Source organism: Arthrobacter sp. PAMC25564, from assembly GCF_004798705.1.
Taxonomy (GTDB): domain Bacteria; phylum Actinomycetota; class Actinomycetes; order Actinomycetales; family Micrococcaceae; genus Arthrobacter.
The window spans coordinates 3,566,413-3,582,315 of the sequence record NZ_CP039290.1 but is presented as its reverse complement, the minus strand read 5'-3'; the positions used below and the strand labels follow the sequence as shown (position 1 = coordinate 3,582,315).

The 15,903-nt window shown below is 66.4% G+C and carries 15 protein-coding genes, 1 tRNA gene and 1 pseudogene; 11 read left to right on the top strand and 6 right to left on the bottom strand.

Annotated elements, in window-relative coordinates; translation table 11 throughout:
• Positions 1–89 precede the first annotated feature (89 nt).
• From E5206_RS16670 to E5206_RS16660, 3 genes are all read left to right on the top strand, one after another.
• Complete coding sequence (locus E5206_RS16670) at positions 90–1,286, top strand: glycosyltransferase (RefSeq protein ID WP_136323467.1); 1,197 nt, start codon at positions 90–92, stop codon at positions 1,284–1,286.
• A gap of 122 nt (positions 1,287–1,408) precedes the next feature.
• Positions 1,409–1,482: transfer RNA gene (locus E5206_RS16665), tRNA-Ile, on the top strand.
• A 240-nt stretch (positions 1,483–1,722) separates the two neighbouring features.
• Positions 1,723–2,913, top strand: coding sequence for an acyl-CoA dehydrogenase family protein (locus tag E5206_RS16660; protein ID WP_136323466.1), 1,191 nt, complete (start codon positions 1,723–1,725; stop codon positions 2,911–2,913).
• Between the two features lie 123 nt (positions 2,914–3,036).
• On the opposite strand, the pseudogene E5206_RS16655 reads toward E5206_RS16660, so the two are convergent.
• Positions 3,037–3,456 (bottom strand): annotated as a pseudogene (locus E5206_RS16655) (M23 family metallopeptidase); the annotation flags it as partial.
• Positions 3,457–3,984: 528 nt separating this feature from the next.
• Here E5206_RS16655 and rpsB point away from each other — a divergent pair.
• The 6 genes from rpsB to E5206_RS16625 all read left to right on the top strand — a co-directional run bounded on the left by rpsB (position 3,985) and on the right by E5206_RS16625 (position 9,088).
• The gene (gene rpsB, locus E5206_RS16650) at positions 3,985–4,908 is read left to right on the top strand and encodes a 30S ribosomal protein S2 (protein ID WP_136323465.1); all 924 of its coding nucleotides are present in this window, start codon (positions 3,985–3,987) and stop codon (positions 4,906–4,908) included.
• Between the two features lie 158 nt (positions 4,909–5,066).
• Positions 5,067–5,903, top strand: a complete 837-nt coding sequence (gene tsf, locus E5206_RS16645) for a translation elongation factor Ts (RefSeq protein WP_136323464.1) — start codon at positions 5,067–5,069, stop codon at positions 5,901–5,903.
• A gap of 170 nt (positions 5,904–6,073) precedes the next feature.
• Positions 6,074–6,808, top strand: coding sequence for a UMP kinase (gene pyrH, locus E5206_RS16640; protein WP_136323463.1), 735 nt, complete (start codon positions 6,074–6,076; stop codon positions 6,806–6,808).
• Positions 6,809–6,939: 131 nt separating this feature from the next.
• Complete coding sequence (frr, locus tag E5206_RS16635; protein WP_136323462.1) at positions 6,940–7,497, top strand: ribosome recycling factor; 558 nt, start codon at positions 6,940–6,942, stop codon at positions 7,495–7,497.
• A complete protein-coding gene (locus tag E5206_RS16630) occupies positions 7,497–8,417 on the top strand; it encodes a phosphatidate cytidylyltransferase (protein ID WP_136323461.1) in 921 nt (306 codons plus the stop codon). The genes frr and E5206_RS16630 overlap by 1 nt, the downstream gene beginning before the upstream one ends.
• 86 nt (positions 8,418–8,503) lie before the next feature.
• Positions 8,504–9,088: a DivIVA domain-containing protein gene (locus E5206_RS16625; protein ID WP_136323460.1), complete on the top strand. Its 585-nt coding sequence runs from the start codon at positions 8,504–8,506 to the stop codon at positions 9,086–9,088.
• An 11-nt stretch (positions 9,089–9,099) separates the two neighbouring features.
• On the opposite strand, the gene E5206_RS16620 is transcribed toward E5206_RS16625, so the two are convergent.
• From E5206_RS16620 to E5206_RS16605, 4 genes are all read right to left on the bottom strand, one after another.
• Complete coding sequence (locus E5206_RS16620) at positions 9,100–10,566, bottom strand: cation acetate symporter (RefSeq protein WP_136323459.1); 1,467 nt, start codon at positions 10,564–10,566, stop codon at positions 9,100–9,102.
• A 7-nt stretch (positions 10,567–10,573) separates the two neighbouring features.
• On the bottom strand, positions 10,574–10,951 hold the full coding sequence (locus E5206_RS16615) for a DUF485 domain-containing protein (protein WP_136323458.1): 378 nt from the start codon (positions 10,949–10,951) through the stop codon (positions 10,574–10,576).
• Positions 10,948–11,667, bottom strand: coding sequence for a LytTR family DNA-binding domain-containing protein (locus E5206_RS16610; RefSeq protein WP_136323457.1), 720 nt, complete (start codon positions 11,665–11,667; stop codon positions 10,948–10,950). The genes E5206_RS16615 and E5206_RS16610 overlap by 4 nt, the downstream gene beginning before the upstream one ends.
• 80 nt (positions 11,668–11,747) lie before the next feature.
• Positions 11,748–12,965 (bottom strand): histidine kinase, encoded by a 1,218-nt coding sequence (locus E5206_RS16605; RefSeq protein ID WP_136323456.1) that lies wholly within the window; start codon positions 12,963–12,965, stop codon positions 11,748–11,750.
• Positions 12,966–13,149: 184 nt separating this feature from the next.
• On the opposite strand from E5206_RS16605, the gene E5206_RS16600 reads away from it, so the two are divergent.
• Both E5206_RS16600 and E5206_RS16595 read left to right on the top strand, forming a co-directional pair.
• On the top strand, positions 13,150–13,530 hold the full coding sequence (locus tag E5206_RS16600) for a DUF485 domain-containing protein (protein WP_136323455.1): 381 nt from the start codon (positions 13,150–13,152) through the stop codon (positions 13,528–13,530).
• The gene (locus E5206_RS16595; RefSeq protein ID WP_136323454.1) at positions 13,527–15,143 is read left to right on the top strand and encodes a cation acetate symporter; all 1,617 of its coding nucleotides are present in this window, start codon (positions 13,527–13,529) and stop codon (positions 15,141–15,143) included. Before E5206_RS16600 ends, E5206_RS16595 begins: the two co-directional genes overlap by 4 nt.
• A 107-nt stretch (positions 15,144–15,250) precedes the next feature.
• On the opposite strand, the gene E5206_RS16590 is transcribed toward E5206_RS16595, so the two are convergent.
• On the bottom strand, positions 15,251–15,724 hold the full coding sequence (locus E5206_RS16590) for an Lrp/AsnC family transcriptional regulator (protein ID WP_136323453.1): 474 nt from the start codon (positions 15,722–15,724) through the stop codon (positions 15,251–15,253).
• Between the last annotated feature and the right edge of the window lie 179 nt (positions 15,725–15,903).

Genomic DNA, 15,903 nt, shown 5'->3' with positions numbered 1-15,903 from the left:
ATCAGCAGCAGGCCCGGAGCGCCTGCACCGACGGCCAGCAGGCCACCACAGACCCAGCTGCCGCACCGTGAACACCAGGAGCTATCCACGTGACCATGTCCGACAACCAGAAACCGCTGACCATCCTGATTGCGGCGGAAACGTACCCGCCCAACATCAACGGCGCGGCCATGTTCGGCTACCGCCTCGCCAAGGGAATGACCGCCCGCGGACACAACGTGCACGTCCTGGCCTGCCGCCCGGGCAAGGGTAAGAGCTACACCGAATTCCGCGACGAAGGCACGGTCCACCGGATCCGCTCGCACTCGGTTCCCACCCACGAATACTTCCGGATCACCTTCCCCTGGGAGATCAAGAAGGAAATAAGCCTGCTGTTCGACAAGATCCAGCCCGACGTCGTACACATCCAAAGCCACTATATGATCGGCGAGCACGTGCTGTACGAGGCCGTGAAGCGTGGCGTCCGGATCGTGGCCACCAACCACTTCATGCCCGAGAACCTGAACCCCTTCCTGCCCTTCCCGCAGTGGTTCAAGGACATCGTGGGACGCATCTCCTGGAAGGACATGGGAAAGGTCATGGGCCAGGCCGATGTGGTGACCACCCCGACGCCGCTGGCCGCCAAGGCCATGCATGATCACGCCTTCCTGCCCAAGGTCCTTCCCCTCTCCAACGGCATTGACGCCGCGGCCTACGAGCCCAGGCCCGGCGAGACGGTGGAGCGCCACGCCAGCCCCACGGTCCTCTTCGTCGGCCGGCTTGCCGAGGAAAAGCACATCGACGTGTTGATCGACGCCGTCGCCAAGACCCCCAAGGAGTTGGACATCCACCTCGAGATCGTCGGCGGCGGGGAAGTCCGGCGGGCCCTCGAAGCGCAGGTTGCCCGGCTGGGGCTGGCGGACCGGGTGAAGTTCTTCGGCCTGGCCAGTGACGACGATCTGCGCAAGGCCTACCTTGCGGCGGACCTGTTCTGCATGCCAGGCACGGCCGAACTGCAGTCCCTCGTGACGCTGGAAGCAATGTCCGCGTCCACCCCTGTGCTGCTGGCGGACGCCATGGCCTTGCCGCACCTGGTCCGCGACGGCGAAAACGGCTACCTGTTCACACCGAACGACAGCGACGACCTGGCCGCCAAGATGGTCCGGGTGCTCACGCTTCCCGCCGGTGAACTGGCTGCCATGGGCAAGGCAAGCCGGGGCATCGTGGAGAACCACAGTATTGAACGCACCTTGAAGACTTTCGAGGAGATCTACCGGGGCGCCAGCTACGACGACCTCGTCGTCTAGCCCTGCCGCGTCGTATGGACGCGTTGCACGGCCGGATGCGCGGCGTGGCCGACTACTATTGTTAGAGTGTTTTTGCCCGGAAGCAGTCCGGCCCGCACGGGCCGCAATGGTTCCGGGCGCAGGGGGCTATAGCTCAGCTGGTTAGAGCGCGGGACTCATAATCCTAAGGTCCTCGGTTCAAGTCCGAGTAGCCCTACATTTTCTGCTGCACCTCCCGATCCGGGGGCCGCACCCACGGGAGCCGTGGCCGATGTCCGACGTCGGCCCGGCTCCTTTTGCATTTCCGGCGCCTTCCGGCCTGGTCCCGTCCGGCCCTTCACACCCGTGCCTTCATTTGCCGGCCATCACGGCTCTGCGGTAAGTTACTCATCGGTAACATAATGCCGATGCGACGCCCGCATCCTTGGCCGCTGCTGATCCCAAGTGAAGGAATCCCATGTCCAAAGCTGCAATCGACATCAACAACCTCCCCTACGCCGATGGCGACTTCTTCGCGTTCGAGCAGCTGCTCAGCGGCAAGGAGCAGGACAGGCTGGCGGAAGTCCGGGAGTTCCTGGCCCGAGAGGTCAAGCCGATCGCCGTCGACTGCTGGAACCGCGGTGAGTTCCCGATGGAACTGATCCCGAAGCTGGCAGAGATTGACCTGGTCAGCCCGGTCAGGCGGCAGGGCTATTCCAACCTCTTCGCCGGGATCCTGCACGCCGAAGCCACCCGTGCGGACACCTCCATCGCCACCTTCATGGGAGTCCACGACGGACTCTTCACCGGCTCGATCGAGGCCCTGGCCTCCCAGGAGCAGCAGGAGGCCTGGCTGCCGGACATCTACTCCCTGAAGAAGATCGGAGCCTTCGGCCTGACCGAGCCCCTCGGCGGCTCCGACGTCGCCGGCGGCACCAGGACCACCGCCCGGCGTGAGGGGGACAGCTGGATCCTCAACGGCGCCAAGCGTTGGATCGGCAATGCCACCTTCTCCGACTGGGTGGTCATCTATGCCCGGGACCTCGCGGACAACCAGGTCAAGGGCTTCCTCGTGGACACCAGGACCGAGGGGTACAGCGCGACCAAGATCGAGAACAAGATCTCGCTGCGCACGGTGCAGAATGCCGACATCACCCTTGAGAACGTGGTGGTGCCCGGCTTCTTCAAGCTCGCCAACGCCAACAGCTTCCGGGACACCAACAAAGTCCTTAAGGTCACCAGGCTCGCCGTCGCCTGGCAGGCCGTCGGGCAGCAGCTCGCCGCCTTCGACGTCGCCCGCCGGTACGCGGTGGAGCGCAGCCAGTTCGGGCGGCCCATCGCCTCCTTCCAGCTGGTCCAGCACCAGCTGGTGCAGATCCTCGGCAATGCGGTCAGCTCCATGGGCATGATGGTCCGGCTGGCCCAGCTGGAGGACGCCGGCCAGGCCAAGGACGAACAGTCCGCCCTGGCCAAGGCCTTCACCACCGCCCGGATGCGCGAAAGCGTGGCCCTGGGCCGCGGCATCCTCGGCGGTAACGGGATCGTGACGGACTACGAGATGGCCAAGGTCTTCGCCGACGCCGAGGCGATCTACTCCTACGAGGGCACGCATGAGATCAATACCCTTGTCACGGGGCGGGCCATCACGGGCATTTCCGCGATCGTCTAGCGCCGCGGGCGACGGGTCGAGGGGAAGCAGCACCGAGGGCCGCAGATCCAGCACGAACGCGAGGGGGTTGAGATACTCCTCGCCGCGGCGCACCCCCCAGTGGATACAAGGCACCGGCCCGCAGTGGCCGGCCCGCGACGAGCCCAGGGTCTCGCCCTTGGCGACGGCGGCACCGGGAAGGAGCTGGCTCGCCACCGGCTCGAAGCTGCTCCGCAGCCCGTTGCCATGGTCGACGGTGATGACCGGCCGGTCCACGACGACGCCGACGAAGCTCACGGTGCCGGCCGCCGGCGAGGCGACGGGGGCGCCGTCGTACGCGGCCCGCAGGTCCACGCCGCGGTGGCCGATCAGCCAGGGCCTCGCCGGCGGATCAAAAGCGCGGAGCACCGCCGGCCGGGGATTCAACGGCCATCCCCACCCGGCCGTAGCCGGAACTGCCCGCGGTCCCGCAGCCGCCGGAACGGCGCCCTCCAGGGGGCCGGCCGCCGCTGCCGTGACGGGCGACAATGTGACGGAGGACTGTGTGACCGGGGACAGCGCCATCGGGGATGGGGCCAGGAACAGGGCCGCGAGGAGTGCCGGAATCTTCATCCGGCCAGCCTGCTGGCCGCGCCCGGCCGGCGGGAAGCGCCGGTACGCGCCATGTGGATAAGCCCCGGTACGCGCCATGTGGATAAGCCCCGGGACGGGCACCCCGGCAAGACCCCGGAACCACCCCGGAGCGTGCCGACAACGGTCCGGCGGGCGGGGACCCCTGTAGTACACTAGGTGGAGCAGTTTGCTGCGCCCTCATGCTCGGTCAATTTATTGTCAAAGCCGGCACGTCTCATTCAGAGGTGCGGGGGAGCAGTGGCTGACTACGCGTATCCAGCCCTCCACATTCGAAGCCCGGCTTCCCACGGTGCGGAGGACTGCGCTCCTTGCGGTCCGGTCCCCATGGGCCCGGATAAGGGGTGCGGTGGATGCCAGGAGCAGCGCCCGCCTGGGTGTTGCTAATTAACCGTCAACTATTGGCAGGGTAAGACAGCCTGAGGGCTCTCTCATGAATGACCTGCCGGAAGGAGCGCCGGCATGCCCGTCGTAACTATGCGCCAGCTGCTTGACAGCGGCGTCCACTTTGGACACCAGACCCGCCGTTGGAACCCGAAGATGAAGCGCTTCATCTTCACGGAACGCAACGGTATCTACATCATTGACCTGCAGCAGTCGCTGTCCTACATCGACCGCGCCTACGAGTTCGTCAAGGCCACCGTTGCCCACGGCGGCACCGTCCTCTTCGTCGGCACCAAGAAGCAGGCGCAGGAATCCATCGCCGAGCAGGCCACCCGCGTTGGCCAGCCGTACGTCAACCAGCGTTGGCTCGGCGGTATGCTGACCAACTTCCAGACGGTCTCCAAGCGAATCCAGCGCATGAAGGAACTCGAAGAGATTGACTTCGACGACGTTGCCGGCTCCGCTTACACCAAGAAGGAACTGCTGCTCCTTCGCCGCGAACTCACCAAGCTGGCCACCAATCTCGGTGGTATCCGCAACCTGACGAAGGCCCCCTCCGCTCTGTGGATCGTTGACACCAAGAAGGAACACCTTGCTGTTGACGAAGCCAAGAAGCTGAACATCCCGGTTGTTGCCATCCTGGACACCAACTGCGATCCGGACGAAGTCGACTTCCCGATCCCGGGCAACGACGACGCCATCCGCTCCGTCAACCTGCTGACCCGCGTTGTTGCAGATGCTGTTGCCGAGGGCCTGATCGCCCGCCACAACCGCGCCACCGGCACCACGGAAGCTCCGGAAGAGCCGCTGGCCGAGTGGGAGCGCGAGCTCCTCGAAGGCGGCAAGGCCGATCAGGCTGCTGCCGCTGAAGCCGCTCCTGTTGCCGAAGCTGCAGTTGCCGAAGCTCCCGCCCAGGAAGCACCCGTTGCTGCTGCAGACGAAGCCCCGGCAGCTGCCGAGGCCACTGAAGTTGCTGACGACGCCAGTGGCGAAGCCAAGTAACCAAGCACAAGTAAACAAGTAACCAAGCACAAGTAAATCTGGATCTCCCCCTACGCCGTCCGCGGCGCAGGGGGTACTGACAGGATGGCCGCTCACCAGGTGAGCAGCCGTCCTGTCGGTCCGTACACCACATAAAATTTCTAGACAGAGGGGTTCACATGGCGAACTACACTGCCGCTGATATCAAGGCTCTGCGCGAGCGCACCGGCGCCGGCATGATGGATGTCAAGAAGGCTCTTGACGAAGCCAACGGTGACGCCGAGAAGGCCATCGAAATCATCCGCATCAAGGGCCTGAAGGGCGCTACCAAGCGCGAAGGCCGCTCCACCGCAGAAGGCCTGGTCACCGCCAAGGTCGACGGCGGCGTCGGCGTGATGATCGAAGTTAACTGCGAGACCGACTTCGTCGCGAAGGCTGACAAGTTCATCCAGCTCGCCGACAAGGTCCTCGCCGTTGCTGTTGAGTCCGGCGCGGCCGACCTCGACACCCTGCTGGCCACCGAGGTCGACGGCAAGCCGCTGTCCGAGGTTGTCATCGAAGAGGGCGCCGTCCTCGGCGAGAAGGTTGTGGTTCGCCGCATCTCCCGCATCGAGGGCGCTACGGTCGACGCTTACCTGCACAAGACCTCCAAGGATCTCCCGGCGCAGGTCGGCGTGCTGTTCGCCGTTGACGGCGAAGGGGAAGCGGCCGCTACGGCCGCCCACGACGTCGCCGTGCACATCGCTGCGATGTCACCGAACTACCTCTCCCGCGAGGACGTCCCGGCCGAGCTGGTCGAGTCCGAGCGCCGCATCGCCGAGGAAACCGCCAAGGCTGAAGGCAAGCCCGAGGCCGCCATGACCAAGATTGTGGAAGGCCGCGTAACCGGCTTCTACAAGGGCGAGGTCCTGCTGGACCAGTCGTTCGCCAAGGACGCCAAGAAATCCGTCGCCCAGATCCTCGAAGAGGCCGGCGTCAAGGGAACCGCATTCGCGCGTTTCCGCGTCGGTTCCTGACCAGGAGCCGGACACCAGTCAGGCACTAGCCGGACACGCTAAGGGGGTGGTCACTGCGGTGGCCACCCCTTTTGCATGCACCCGGGGCAGCATGCGTACACCAGAGTGGAATCACACCCCTGGCCTCCGGCACGATAACCTTTTTCAGAGTTCACCAACGGGAAGGCACCATGGAAACCGTCACTTCAGCCCAGCCAAGAAAGACCCGGCGCCGCGTTCTCTTGAAACTTTCCGGCGAGGTCTTCGGCGGCGGCAAGCTGGGCGTTGACCCGGATACCGTCCGCGGCGTGGCCAAGCAGATCGCCGCCGCAGTCCCCGACGTCGAGGTCGCCATCGTCGTCGGCGGCGGGAACTTCTTCCGCGGCGCCGAATTGTCCCAGAGCGGCATGGACCGCTCACGCGCCGACTACATGGGGATGCTCGGCACCGTTATGAACTGCCTCGCGCTCCAGGACTTCCTGGAACAGGCCGGAGTCGAAACCCGTGTCCAGAGCGCCATCACCATGGGCCAGGTCGCCGAGGCCTACATTCCGCGCCGCGCCATCCGCCACATGGAAAAGGGCCGCGTTGTCATCTTCGGTGCCGGCGCCGGCCTGCCGTACTTCTCGACCGACACCGTCGCGGCCCAGCGGGCCATGGAGGTCCACGCCGACGTCGTCCTGATGGCCAAGAGCGGGGTCGACGGCGTCTATACCGCTGACCCAAAGAAGGACCCCTCGGCCGAAAAGCTGCACCACCTCAGCTACGACGAGGCCCTGCGCCGCGACATCCGTGTGATGGACCAGACCGCCATGACCATGTGCAAGGACAACAACCTCACAATGGTGGTGTTCGGCATGGAAGGCGAAGGTAACGTCACCCGGGCCATCCGCGGCGAGGACCTCGGCACCGTCGTCACCCCCTAGCAACGGCTAGGATGTTTTCAGGACAGTTCCGTACCCGGACAGGGTACCGGCATGCGGAAGACACCGACGGAACGAACGAAGACCGTGCAGCGGCCCGCCAACCGGGACGCACCAATTTCTGAGGAGAGATCGTGATCGAAGAAACCTTGCTCGAAGCCGGGGACAAGATGGACAAGGCGGTAGAGGTAGCCAAGGAAGACTTCGCCTCGATCCGGACCGGCCGCGCCACGCCCGGCCTGTACAACCGGGTCCTGGTGGACTATTACGGTTCGCCGACGCCCCTGCAGCAGCTGGCCTCCTTCGCGGTTCCGGACGCCCGCACCATCCTCATCACCCCGTTCGACAAGACGGCCCTGCGCGACATCGAACGGGCACTGAGCGACTCCGAGGTCGGCGCCAACCCCTCGAACGACGGCAACGTCATCCGGATCACCATCCCGGAGCTGACGAAGGAACGGCGCAAGGAATACGTCAAAATCGTCAAAGCCAAGGGCGAGGACGCCAAGGTCTCCATCCGCAACATCCGCCGCAAGGCCAAGGAGACACTGGATAAACTGGTCAAGGACGGGGACGCCGGCGAGGACGAGGGCAGCCGCGGCGAAAAGGAACTGGATGCCATGACCAAGGCACACGTTGACGGGATTGACGAGCTGCTCAAGCGCAAGGAAGCCGAGCTGCTCGAGGTCTGATGGGTCAGGCACAGCAGGCCCCCGGACCACGCGTCCGGGGGCGGGGGAAAGAACGAAAGAATCCGACGCCGAAGGCCGGCAGGAACCTTCCTGCCGCCACCGCGGTGGGCCTTGGTATGCTCTTCGCCGTCCTTGGCGGGCTGATCTTTCTTCCGCTGGGCTTTGTGCTGATCGTCACGGCCTTCGCCGTCTTCGGCGTCTGGGAGATCTTCCGGGCCCTGGAAGCATCCGGGACCAGGCTCCCCATTATCCCGGCCATGACCGGGACCATCGCGATGCCCATCGCAGCGTACTTCGGCGGCGTCGAAAGCCTGCTCTTCGCCATGCTGCTCAGCAGCGTGGCCGTGCTGCTATGGCGCTCCCTGGAAGGAGCCGCGGGCTCGGCCCGCAGCATCTTCGCCGGCGTCTTCACCCTCGCCTGGGTGCCGTTCCTGATCAGCTTCGCTGTGCTGCCGCTGCACACCACGGGAGGCATGGCACCGGTGGGCCCCTGGCCCGGCGGCGTGGTGCCGCCCGGCGCCTGGCAGATCGCCACGCTCCTGCTGCTGGTGGTCTCCAACGACACCTTCGGCTACCTCGTGGGTGCCTTCCTGGGCAAGCATCCGATGGCTCCCAAAATCAGCCCCAAGAAGACCTGGGAAGGCTTCGCCGGTTCGATCGCCGGGGCGATGATCATCGGCGTGCTGGCCAGCATCTTCCTGCTGGGAAGGCCCTGGTGGGTCGGGGCCGTGCTCGCCGTCGGCATGGTGGCCGCGGCCACCGCAGGGGACCTTGCCGAGTCCATGGTGAAACGCGAACTGGGCATCAAGGACATGAGCAGCATCCTGCCCGGCCACGGTGGAGTGATGGACCGGCTGGACTCGATTGTGTTCGCCTCGCCGGTGGCTTTCATCCTCTTCTCGGCCGTCGCCGGCGCATAGGCGCCTCCCGGATCAACACTTCCGGCCCTAGAATGGTGCCGGGCAAACCAGCCGAACGGCCCGAAGGAAACCCCGAAGGAAACATAGTGACAGTGGACATTCAACGGCAGATTCCTGCGTCCTTTGACCGCGTGCAGCGGAACCAGTATGGCTACAACGCCAAGCAGGTCGATCAGTTCCTGCAGCGGGCGCGGGTATCGTTTGAATCACCTAAGGCCGCGGGCCGTCCCATCAGCAGTGCCGATGTCAGGGCCGTCTCCTTCGACCCTGTCAAGGGCGGCTATGCCGCGGCCGGCGTGGATGCGGCCCTGGACCGGCTCGAGGATGCCCTCGCGCGGCGCGAACGCGATGAACTGGTCGCCGAGCGCGGCGAGGAAGCCTGGCTGCGCGAAATCGGCCGGCTTGCCGGCGTGCTCCGCGGCCGGTTGCACCGGCCGGACGGCCAACGCTTCCGGCGCCCCACCAAGGCCAAAGCCCGCAGCTACAACACCACGGACGTCGACGACCTGTGCCATGAGCTGATCGGCTACCTCGAAGAGGACCGGGCGCTGAGCGTGGACAACATCCGCCGCGCCGTCTTCCGGCCGGCCATCGGCCGGGACGGGTACGAGGAAAGCCAGGTCGACGCCTTCCTGGAACGCGTCGTGGAACTGATGGCCTCCATCGACTGAGGGCCGCCTGCTCAGCGTTCGGTTGCCAGCGGCCGTTCCGGGGTGTGGAGCCGCGTCATCAGCCGCGTGATCGTCCGGGGTACCCGGTCCTTCGTCGCCCGGGACACCAGGATAACGACGCCGAACGCGGCCGGGACCGTCCACGCGGCGGGCTGGGCGAGCCACGACGGCGTCCCGGCGGCACCCAGCACCGAGCCGGCCACCATGGCCCCGCCGCAGAGCACCCCGCCGGTCAGCATCCCGGCGATCGCTCCCGTATCCGTCAGGCCCCGCCACCAGATGCCCAGCAGCAGCACAGGGCAGATCGTGGACGCGGTGAAGGCGAATACGAGCCCCACGCTTCCGGCCAGCGCCAGGGAGTCGGTCATGGACGCTATCCCCAGCGGCACGACCGCCGAGATCAGCGCCGCCCACCGGAAGCCGCGCACGCTGCCGCCGAACACATCCTGGCTGATCACGCCTGCGAGCGAGACCACCAGCCCGGAGGTCGTGGACAGGAACGCGGCGAACGCCCCGGCCACCACCAAGGCGGAAAGCAGGTCGCCGGCCGTCCCGCCGATCATCCGGCCCGGCAGCAGCAGCACGAGGGCATCCGCCCTGCCGCTTTGGGCAAGCCCGGGCGCGAACATACGCCCGATCAGGCCGTACGCCGTCGGGAACAGGTAGAAGACGGACAGCAGGCCCAGCACAATCAGCGTGGTCCGGCGGGCCGACTGGCCGTCCGGATTCGTGTAGAACCGCACCAGTACATGGGGCAGTCCCAGCGTGCCGAACAGCAGGGCCACGAGCAGGGAGAAGTTCTGGTAGGGCCCGGCTGGTGCTGCGGCCGTGGGATTCGCCGCGGCGTCGGCGACGGCGGGGGCACCGGTTCCGGCGAGCACAAAGAAGATGAAGAGGATCGGCACGGCCAGCGCCGTCAATTTCAGCCAGTACTGGAACGCCTGGACGAAGGTGATGGAACGCATCCCGCCCGCCACCACGGTAATGCAGACGACGGCGACCACCGCCACCTGCCCCACCCAGCCCGGCAGGCCCGTGGCGATCCGGATGGCCAGCGCCGCGCCGTGCAGCTGCGGAACGATGTAGAGCCAGCCGACGAGCACCACCACAATGCTCGTGACGCGGCGGACTGCCCGCGAGTCAAGCCGCGCCTCGGTGAAGTCCGGAATCGTGTACGCGCCGGAGCGCCGCAGCGGAGCGGCCACGAACAGGAGCAGCATCAGGTAGCCGGCCGTATAGCCCACCGGAAACCACAGGGCATCGGTGCCCGAGAGCAGGACGAGCCCCGCCACGCCGAGGAAGCTCGCGGCCGAGAGATACTCGCCGCCGATGGCCGAGGCATTCCACCAGGGCCGCACCGTCCGCGAGGCCACATAAAAGTCACTCGTGGTGCGGGAGACCCGCAGCCCGTAGAAGCCGATGACGGCCGTGGCGAGGGAGACGGCGGCTAACGCCGCAATCCCGAGGACCGGGTTCACGGCCGCATCATTTGTCCCCCGCCAGCTCCCGGTACCGGGCCTCGTTCCGTGCCGCCGTCCGGACATACAGCCACGCGCCGAGACCGATCACGGGATAGATTCCGGCGCCCAGCAGGACCCAGTCGAAGGGAAGGCCGGCAATCTTCGATTCCGCCAGCCCCGGGACCAGCCCCAGCATAAGCGGGAAGGCGAGCAGGATGAGCATAAAGCCTCCGGCCACCACGACGCCCAGCCTCAGCTGCGAGCGGATCAGCGAGCGGACGAATACCTGGCCGGCGTCGGACTCCTCTGCGGCTTCGCGCAGCTCGGCGGCCGACCGCGCAGCGGGCAGTGCCGTACTGGCCTGGGCGCTGGTGCGCGGAGCGGTGACACGGACCCGGGTCATGCCTGCGGCCGGATCCGGGTCGCCTCGAGTTTCTCCCGCACGGAGGGCAGGTGCCGGCGGCTGATCGGCAGTTCGGCGCCGGCCAGGGTCACGCTGGGCCGTGCCACGGCGAGCTTCATATGGCTGACGTGGTTCAGGGAGATCAGATAGGAGCGGTGGGTGCGGATGAACCCGGCGTCGGCCCATTGCTGCTCAAGGTCCGCGAGCGGCACCCGGATCAGGTAGCTCGCGTCCGCGGTGTGGAGCCTGGCGTAATCGCCCTGCGCCTGGACGTACGTGACGTCGTCGCGCCGGATCATCCTGGTGGTGCCGCCGAGGTCCACGGTGATCATCTCCGGCACCGCGGCGCCGTCCTTGAGCAGCTCACAGATACGGCCGACCGACTTCGCCAGCCGTTCGGCACGCACGGGTTTGAGCAGGTAGTCCACGGCCGCGAGCTCGAACGCCTCCAGCGCGCAGTCCTCATCGGCGGTGACAAAGACGACGGCGGGCGGGTGCGCGCTGGAGGCGATGGACCGGGCGATGTCGAGCCCGGACACAGCGGGCATATGGATGTCGAGGAAGACGGCGTCGACGTCCCCGGCTGCCAGGGCGCGCAGGGCCTCGGCGCCGGAGGAGGCGCGGTGGATGGTGCCGATCCGGTCGTCCCTGCCGAGCAGGAAGGCCAGTTCCTCGACGGCGGGCAGCTCGTCGTCGGCGACGAGGACGTTAATCATGGTTCCAGACTACTGCCGGCGGATTCCGCGCGGCGTTCCGCCCGGCGCCGCGGCGGTTTGTGCGGTGTCAGGCAACCGCGTCAGGCGTCGTGGCGGGGCTGCGACTTGGGCACACGCATGGTGATCAGCGTGCCCTCGCCCGGGGCGGTCTCGATGACCAGCCCGTTGTCCTCACCGTAGACCTGCCGCAACCGGGCGTCGACGTTGCGCAGCCCGACGTGGTCGCCCTCGCCATGGCCGGCCAGCAAGGACCGCAGCTGTTCCGGATCCATGCCCACGCCGTCGTCCTCGATGGTCACCTCGGCGAACGCCCCGGAATCGTTCGCCGTGATGGAAATGTGGCCCGGCCCCTCCTTGGCCTCCAAGCCATGCCGCACCGCGTTTTCCACGAGGGGCTGCAGGCTCAGGAAGGGGATCACTGTGCTGAGCACCTCGGGGGCGATCCGCAGGCTCACCTGCACCCGGTCCCCGAACCGGGCCCGCTCCAGGAGCAGGTAGCGGTCGATGCAGCGCAGTTCCTCGGCGAGTGTGGTGAAGTCTCCATGCCGCCGGAACGAGTAGCGGGTGAAGTCGGCAAACTCCACCACGAGTTCCCGCGCCCGCACCGGGTCCGTGTTGATGAAGGACGCGATAGCGTTCAGCGAGTTGTAGATGAAGTGCGGGCTGATCTGGGCGCGGAGCGCGCGCACCTCGGCCTCCATCAGAAGCGTGCGGGAGGCATCGAGCTCGGCCAGTTCCACCTGGGCCGCCACCCAGTCGGCCACCTCGCCCGTCGCCCGGACCAGCCCCGCGCCGGCCGCGGGGGCGAAGGCCGCCACGACGCCGACCACCCGGGTGCCGGCCTTGATCGGGGCGATCACCGCGGCGCGCTCCACCTCCGGCCGGGCCACCGGGACGTCCGTGGCGTGCGCGAGTTCATGCACCTCGCCGGCCGGGATCACGGCGGTATGGCCGCCGTCGAGCACCCCGGCCGCGAGGCCCATCAGCAGGGGCCTGAGCTCCTCGCCGGCGCCGTCCCACGCCAGCACGCCCGTCGTGTCCGTGATCGCCAGCGCGTCGCAGCCGAGCAGGCTGCGCAGCTGCCGGCTGGCCTTGGCCGCGCCAGCCGGATTCAGGCCGGTCCGCAGGTGCTGCCCGGCCCGGGACGCCGCGTGCAGCGTCTTGTAGGTGGCGCGTTCGGCATCGGTGCCCAGCTCCCGGAAGGAGCGGAGGACGTTGAGCCCGACGGCGACGACGACGGCGATCGCCATGGCGATCACGGCGACGGCGGCAGCGGTCAGCAGGGGAGAGTCCAGCATGCGCCCAGCGTATCGCGGGTGCCGTTGGGCGCAGCACCGCGACCGCTGGGCGCGCAGGCCACGCCGGTTATGGATTGTAGTGCCCGTCACCCTGCACAGTGATAACAGTCACATTGGCCGGAGGGCTGTTTCGATCAGGACAGGGCGGCCGATGTGGACTCACCAGTCTCAATGAGGAGGAACGATGGGTCACGACGCCCAAGAAACGGACGCCGCGGCGGCCGTGGATTTCAAGGAAGTCCAGTCGACGGAGCGGTTCCAGGAACTTCGCAAACGTCACCGCAGCTTTGTTTTTCCCATGGCCATAGCATTCCTGCTCTGGTACTTCGCCTACGTCCTGCTGGCTGACTACGCGGTCGGCTTTATGTCCACGAAGGTCTGGGGCAACATCAACATCGGCCTGATCCTGGGCCTGCTGCAGTTCGTGTCCACGTTCGCCATCACCGGCTGGTACGTCAGCTACTCAAACCGCAAGCTTGACCCCATCGCCGCCGAGATCCGCCATGAGATCGAAGGCCATGAGTTCGACAAGCACGGCAACCAGATTGGCGGGGTAACAAAATGATGGGAATGGTTCCCGCAGTCAACGTTGCGGATCTCAAAGACACCACCCTGCTGAACATGGGCATCTTCGCCCTGTTCGTCGCGATCACCATGGTGATCGTGATCAAGGCCAGCCGCAATAACAAGACCGCGGCCGACTACTACGCGGCCGGGCGTTCCTTCACCGGGCCCCAGAACGGCACCGCCATCGCGGGCGACTACCTCTCGGCTGCCTCGTTCCTTGGCATCACCGGCGCCATCGCCATCAACGGCTACGACGGCTTCATGTACTCCATCGGCTTCCTCGTCGCGTGGCTGGTGGCCCTGCTGCTCGTCGCCGAGCTGCTCCGCAACACGGGCAAGTTCACCATGGCTGACGTGCTCTCGTTCCGCCTCAAGCAGCGCCCGGTGCGCATCGCCGCGGCGATTTCCACGCTCGCCGTCTGCTTTTTCTACCTTCTGGCGCAGATGGCAGGCGCCGGAAGCCTGATCTCCCTGCTCCTGGGCATCAGCGACTGGGGCGGCCAGGCGCTGGTGATCATCGTCGTCGGCGCCCTGATGATCATGTACGTCCTGATCGGTGGCATGAAGGGCACCACCTGGGTCCAGATCATCAAGGCAATGCTCCTGATCGCCGGTGCCGCGGTCATGACCTTCTGGGTCCTGGCCATCTACGGCTTCAACCTCTCCGATCTGCTCGGCGGTGCCGTGGAGACGTCCAAGAACCCCAACATGCTCAACCCCGGCCTGCAGTATGGCAAGACCGAAACGTCCAAGCTCGACTTCATGTCACTGGGCCTGGCCCTGGTCCTGGGCACCGCCGCCCTGCCGCACGTGCTGATGCGCTTCTACACGGTCCCCACCGCCAAGGAAGCACGCAAGTCAGTGGTGTGGTCCATCTGGCTGATCGGTATCTTCTACATCTTCACGCTGGTCCTGGGCTACGGCGCAGCGGCGCTGGTGGGTGCCGACACGATCAAGGCGGCTCCGGGCGGGGTCAACTCCGCGGCACCGCTGCTCGCTTTCCACCTCGGCGGACCGCTGCTGCTCGGCTTCATCTCGGCGGTGGCCTTCGCCACCATCCTGGCTGTTGTCGCCGGCCTCACCATCACCGCGGCGGCGTCCTTTGCCCATGACATCTACGCCAACGTCATCGCCAAGGGCAAGGCCGACGCCGACACCGAGGTCAAGGTTGCCCGCCGCACCGTTGTGGTCATCGGCATCCTGGCCATCATCGGCGGGATCTTCGCCAACGGACAGAACGTCGCGTTCCTGGTGGCGCTCGCCTTCGCCGTGGCCGCCTCGGCCAACCTGCCCACTATCGTGTACTCGCTGTTCTGGCGCAGGTTCACCACCCAGGGCGCGGTGTGGAGCATGTACGGCGGACTCGGCTCGGCCATAATCCTGATCGCGCTGTCCCCGGTGGTCTCGGGCGCCAAGACCTCGATGATCCCGGGAGCCAACTTCGCGATCTTCCCGCTGAGCAACCCCGGCCTCGTCTCCATCCCGCTCGCGTTCCTCCTGGGCTGGCTCGGCACGGTGCTGGACAAGAACCTTGAAGACACCACCAAGCAGGCCGAAATGGAAGTCCGCTCCCTCACCGGAGTGGGCGCCGAAAAGGCCACCGAGCACTAGGCACTGCCGCGCTGACGCTTTCCGTCGGCCAACAAAACGCCAGGAGCTCCCTTGCCGCAGCACGGGAGCTCCTGCCGTTAAGGCGTGAATGGCCAGCCGCCGGACGTTCAGCCCTCGGCGGAGGCCCGTTCCAGCAGCGGCTGGACCCGGAAGGGAATGAGTTCGCCCATGGCAAGGGCTGTGTCGGTGCGGTCCACGCCGTCGCAGGCCAGGATCTTGCCGTTGATCCGGAACAGGTCCTCGGCGTCGAGCGCCACGACGCGGAGCAGGAGATCGGCGGAGCCGGTCAGGCCGTACCCCTCGAGGATCTCCGGGATGCCGGCCAGCTCCACGGCCAGCGTGCCCAGTTTCTGCTGCTGGACATGCACGGAGATGAACGCCATCAGCGGGTAGCCGAGCGAGGCGGGATTGATCCGGCGTTCGAAGGACAGGAAGACGTGTTTCTTCTCCAACTGGGCCATCCGGGCCTGCACAGTATTCCGGGACAACCCCAGCTTCTGGGCCAAGGCGACGACGGTGCGCCGGGGGTCGCGGGCCATGGCCGAAAGCAGGCGCGTGTCTGTGCCATCCAGGGGTTGCATAATGCGCAAGATTAGCACGGTCCGGGGCGTCCAGATAGGGCATAATGCTCAACTTATCCGCGGGCGGTTGTACCCGATGAGCATTGTGAGTAGGGTCACAATTATCCGGGGCAACGGCGCCCGGGCGGCTGGCGTACCCCGGGATCACGAGTCCTGGAAGCGCCGGTCAAACGACGTCA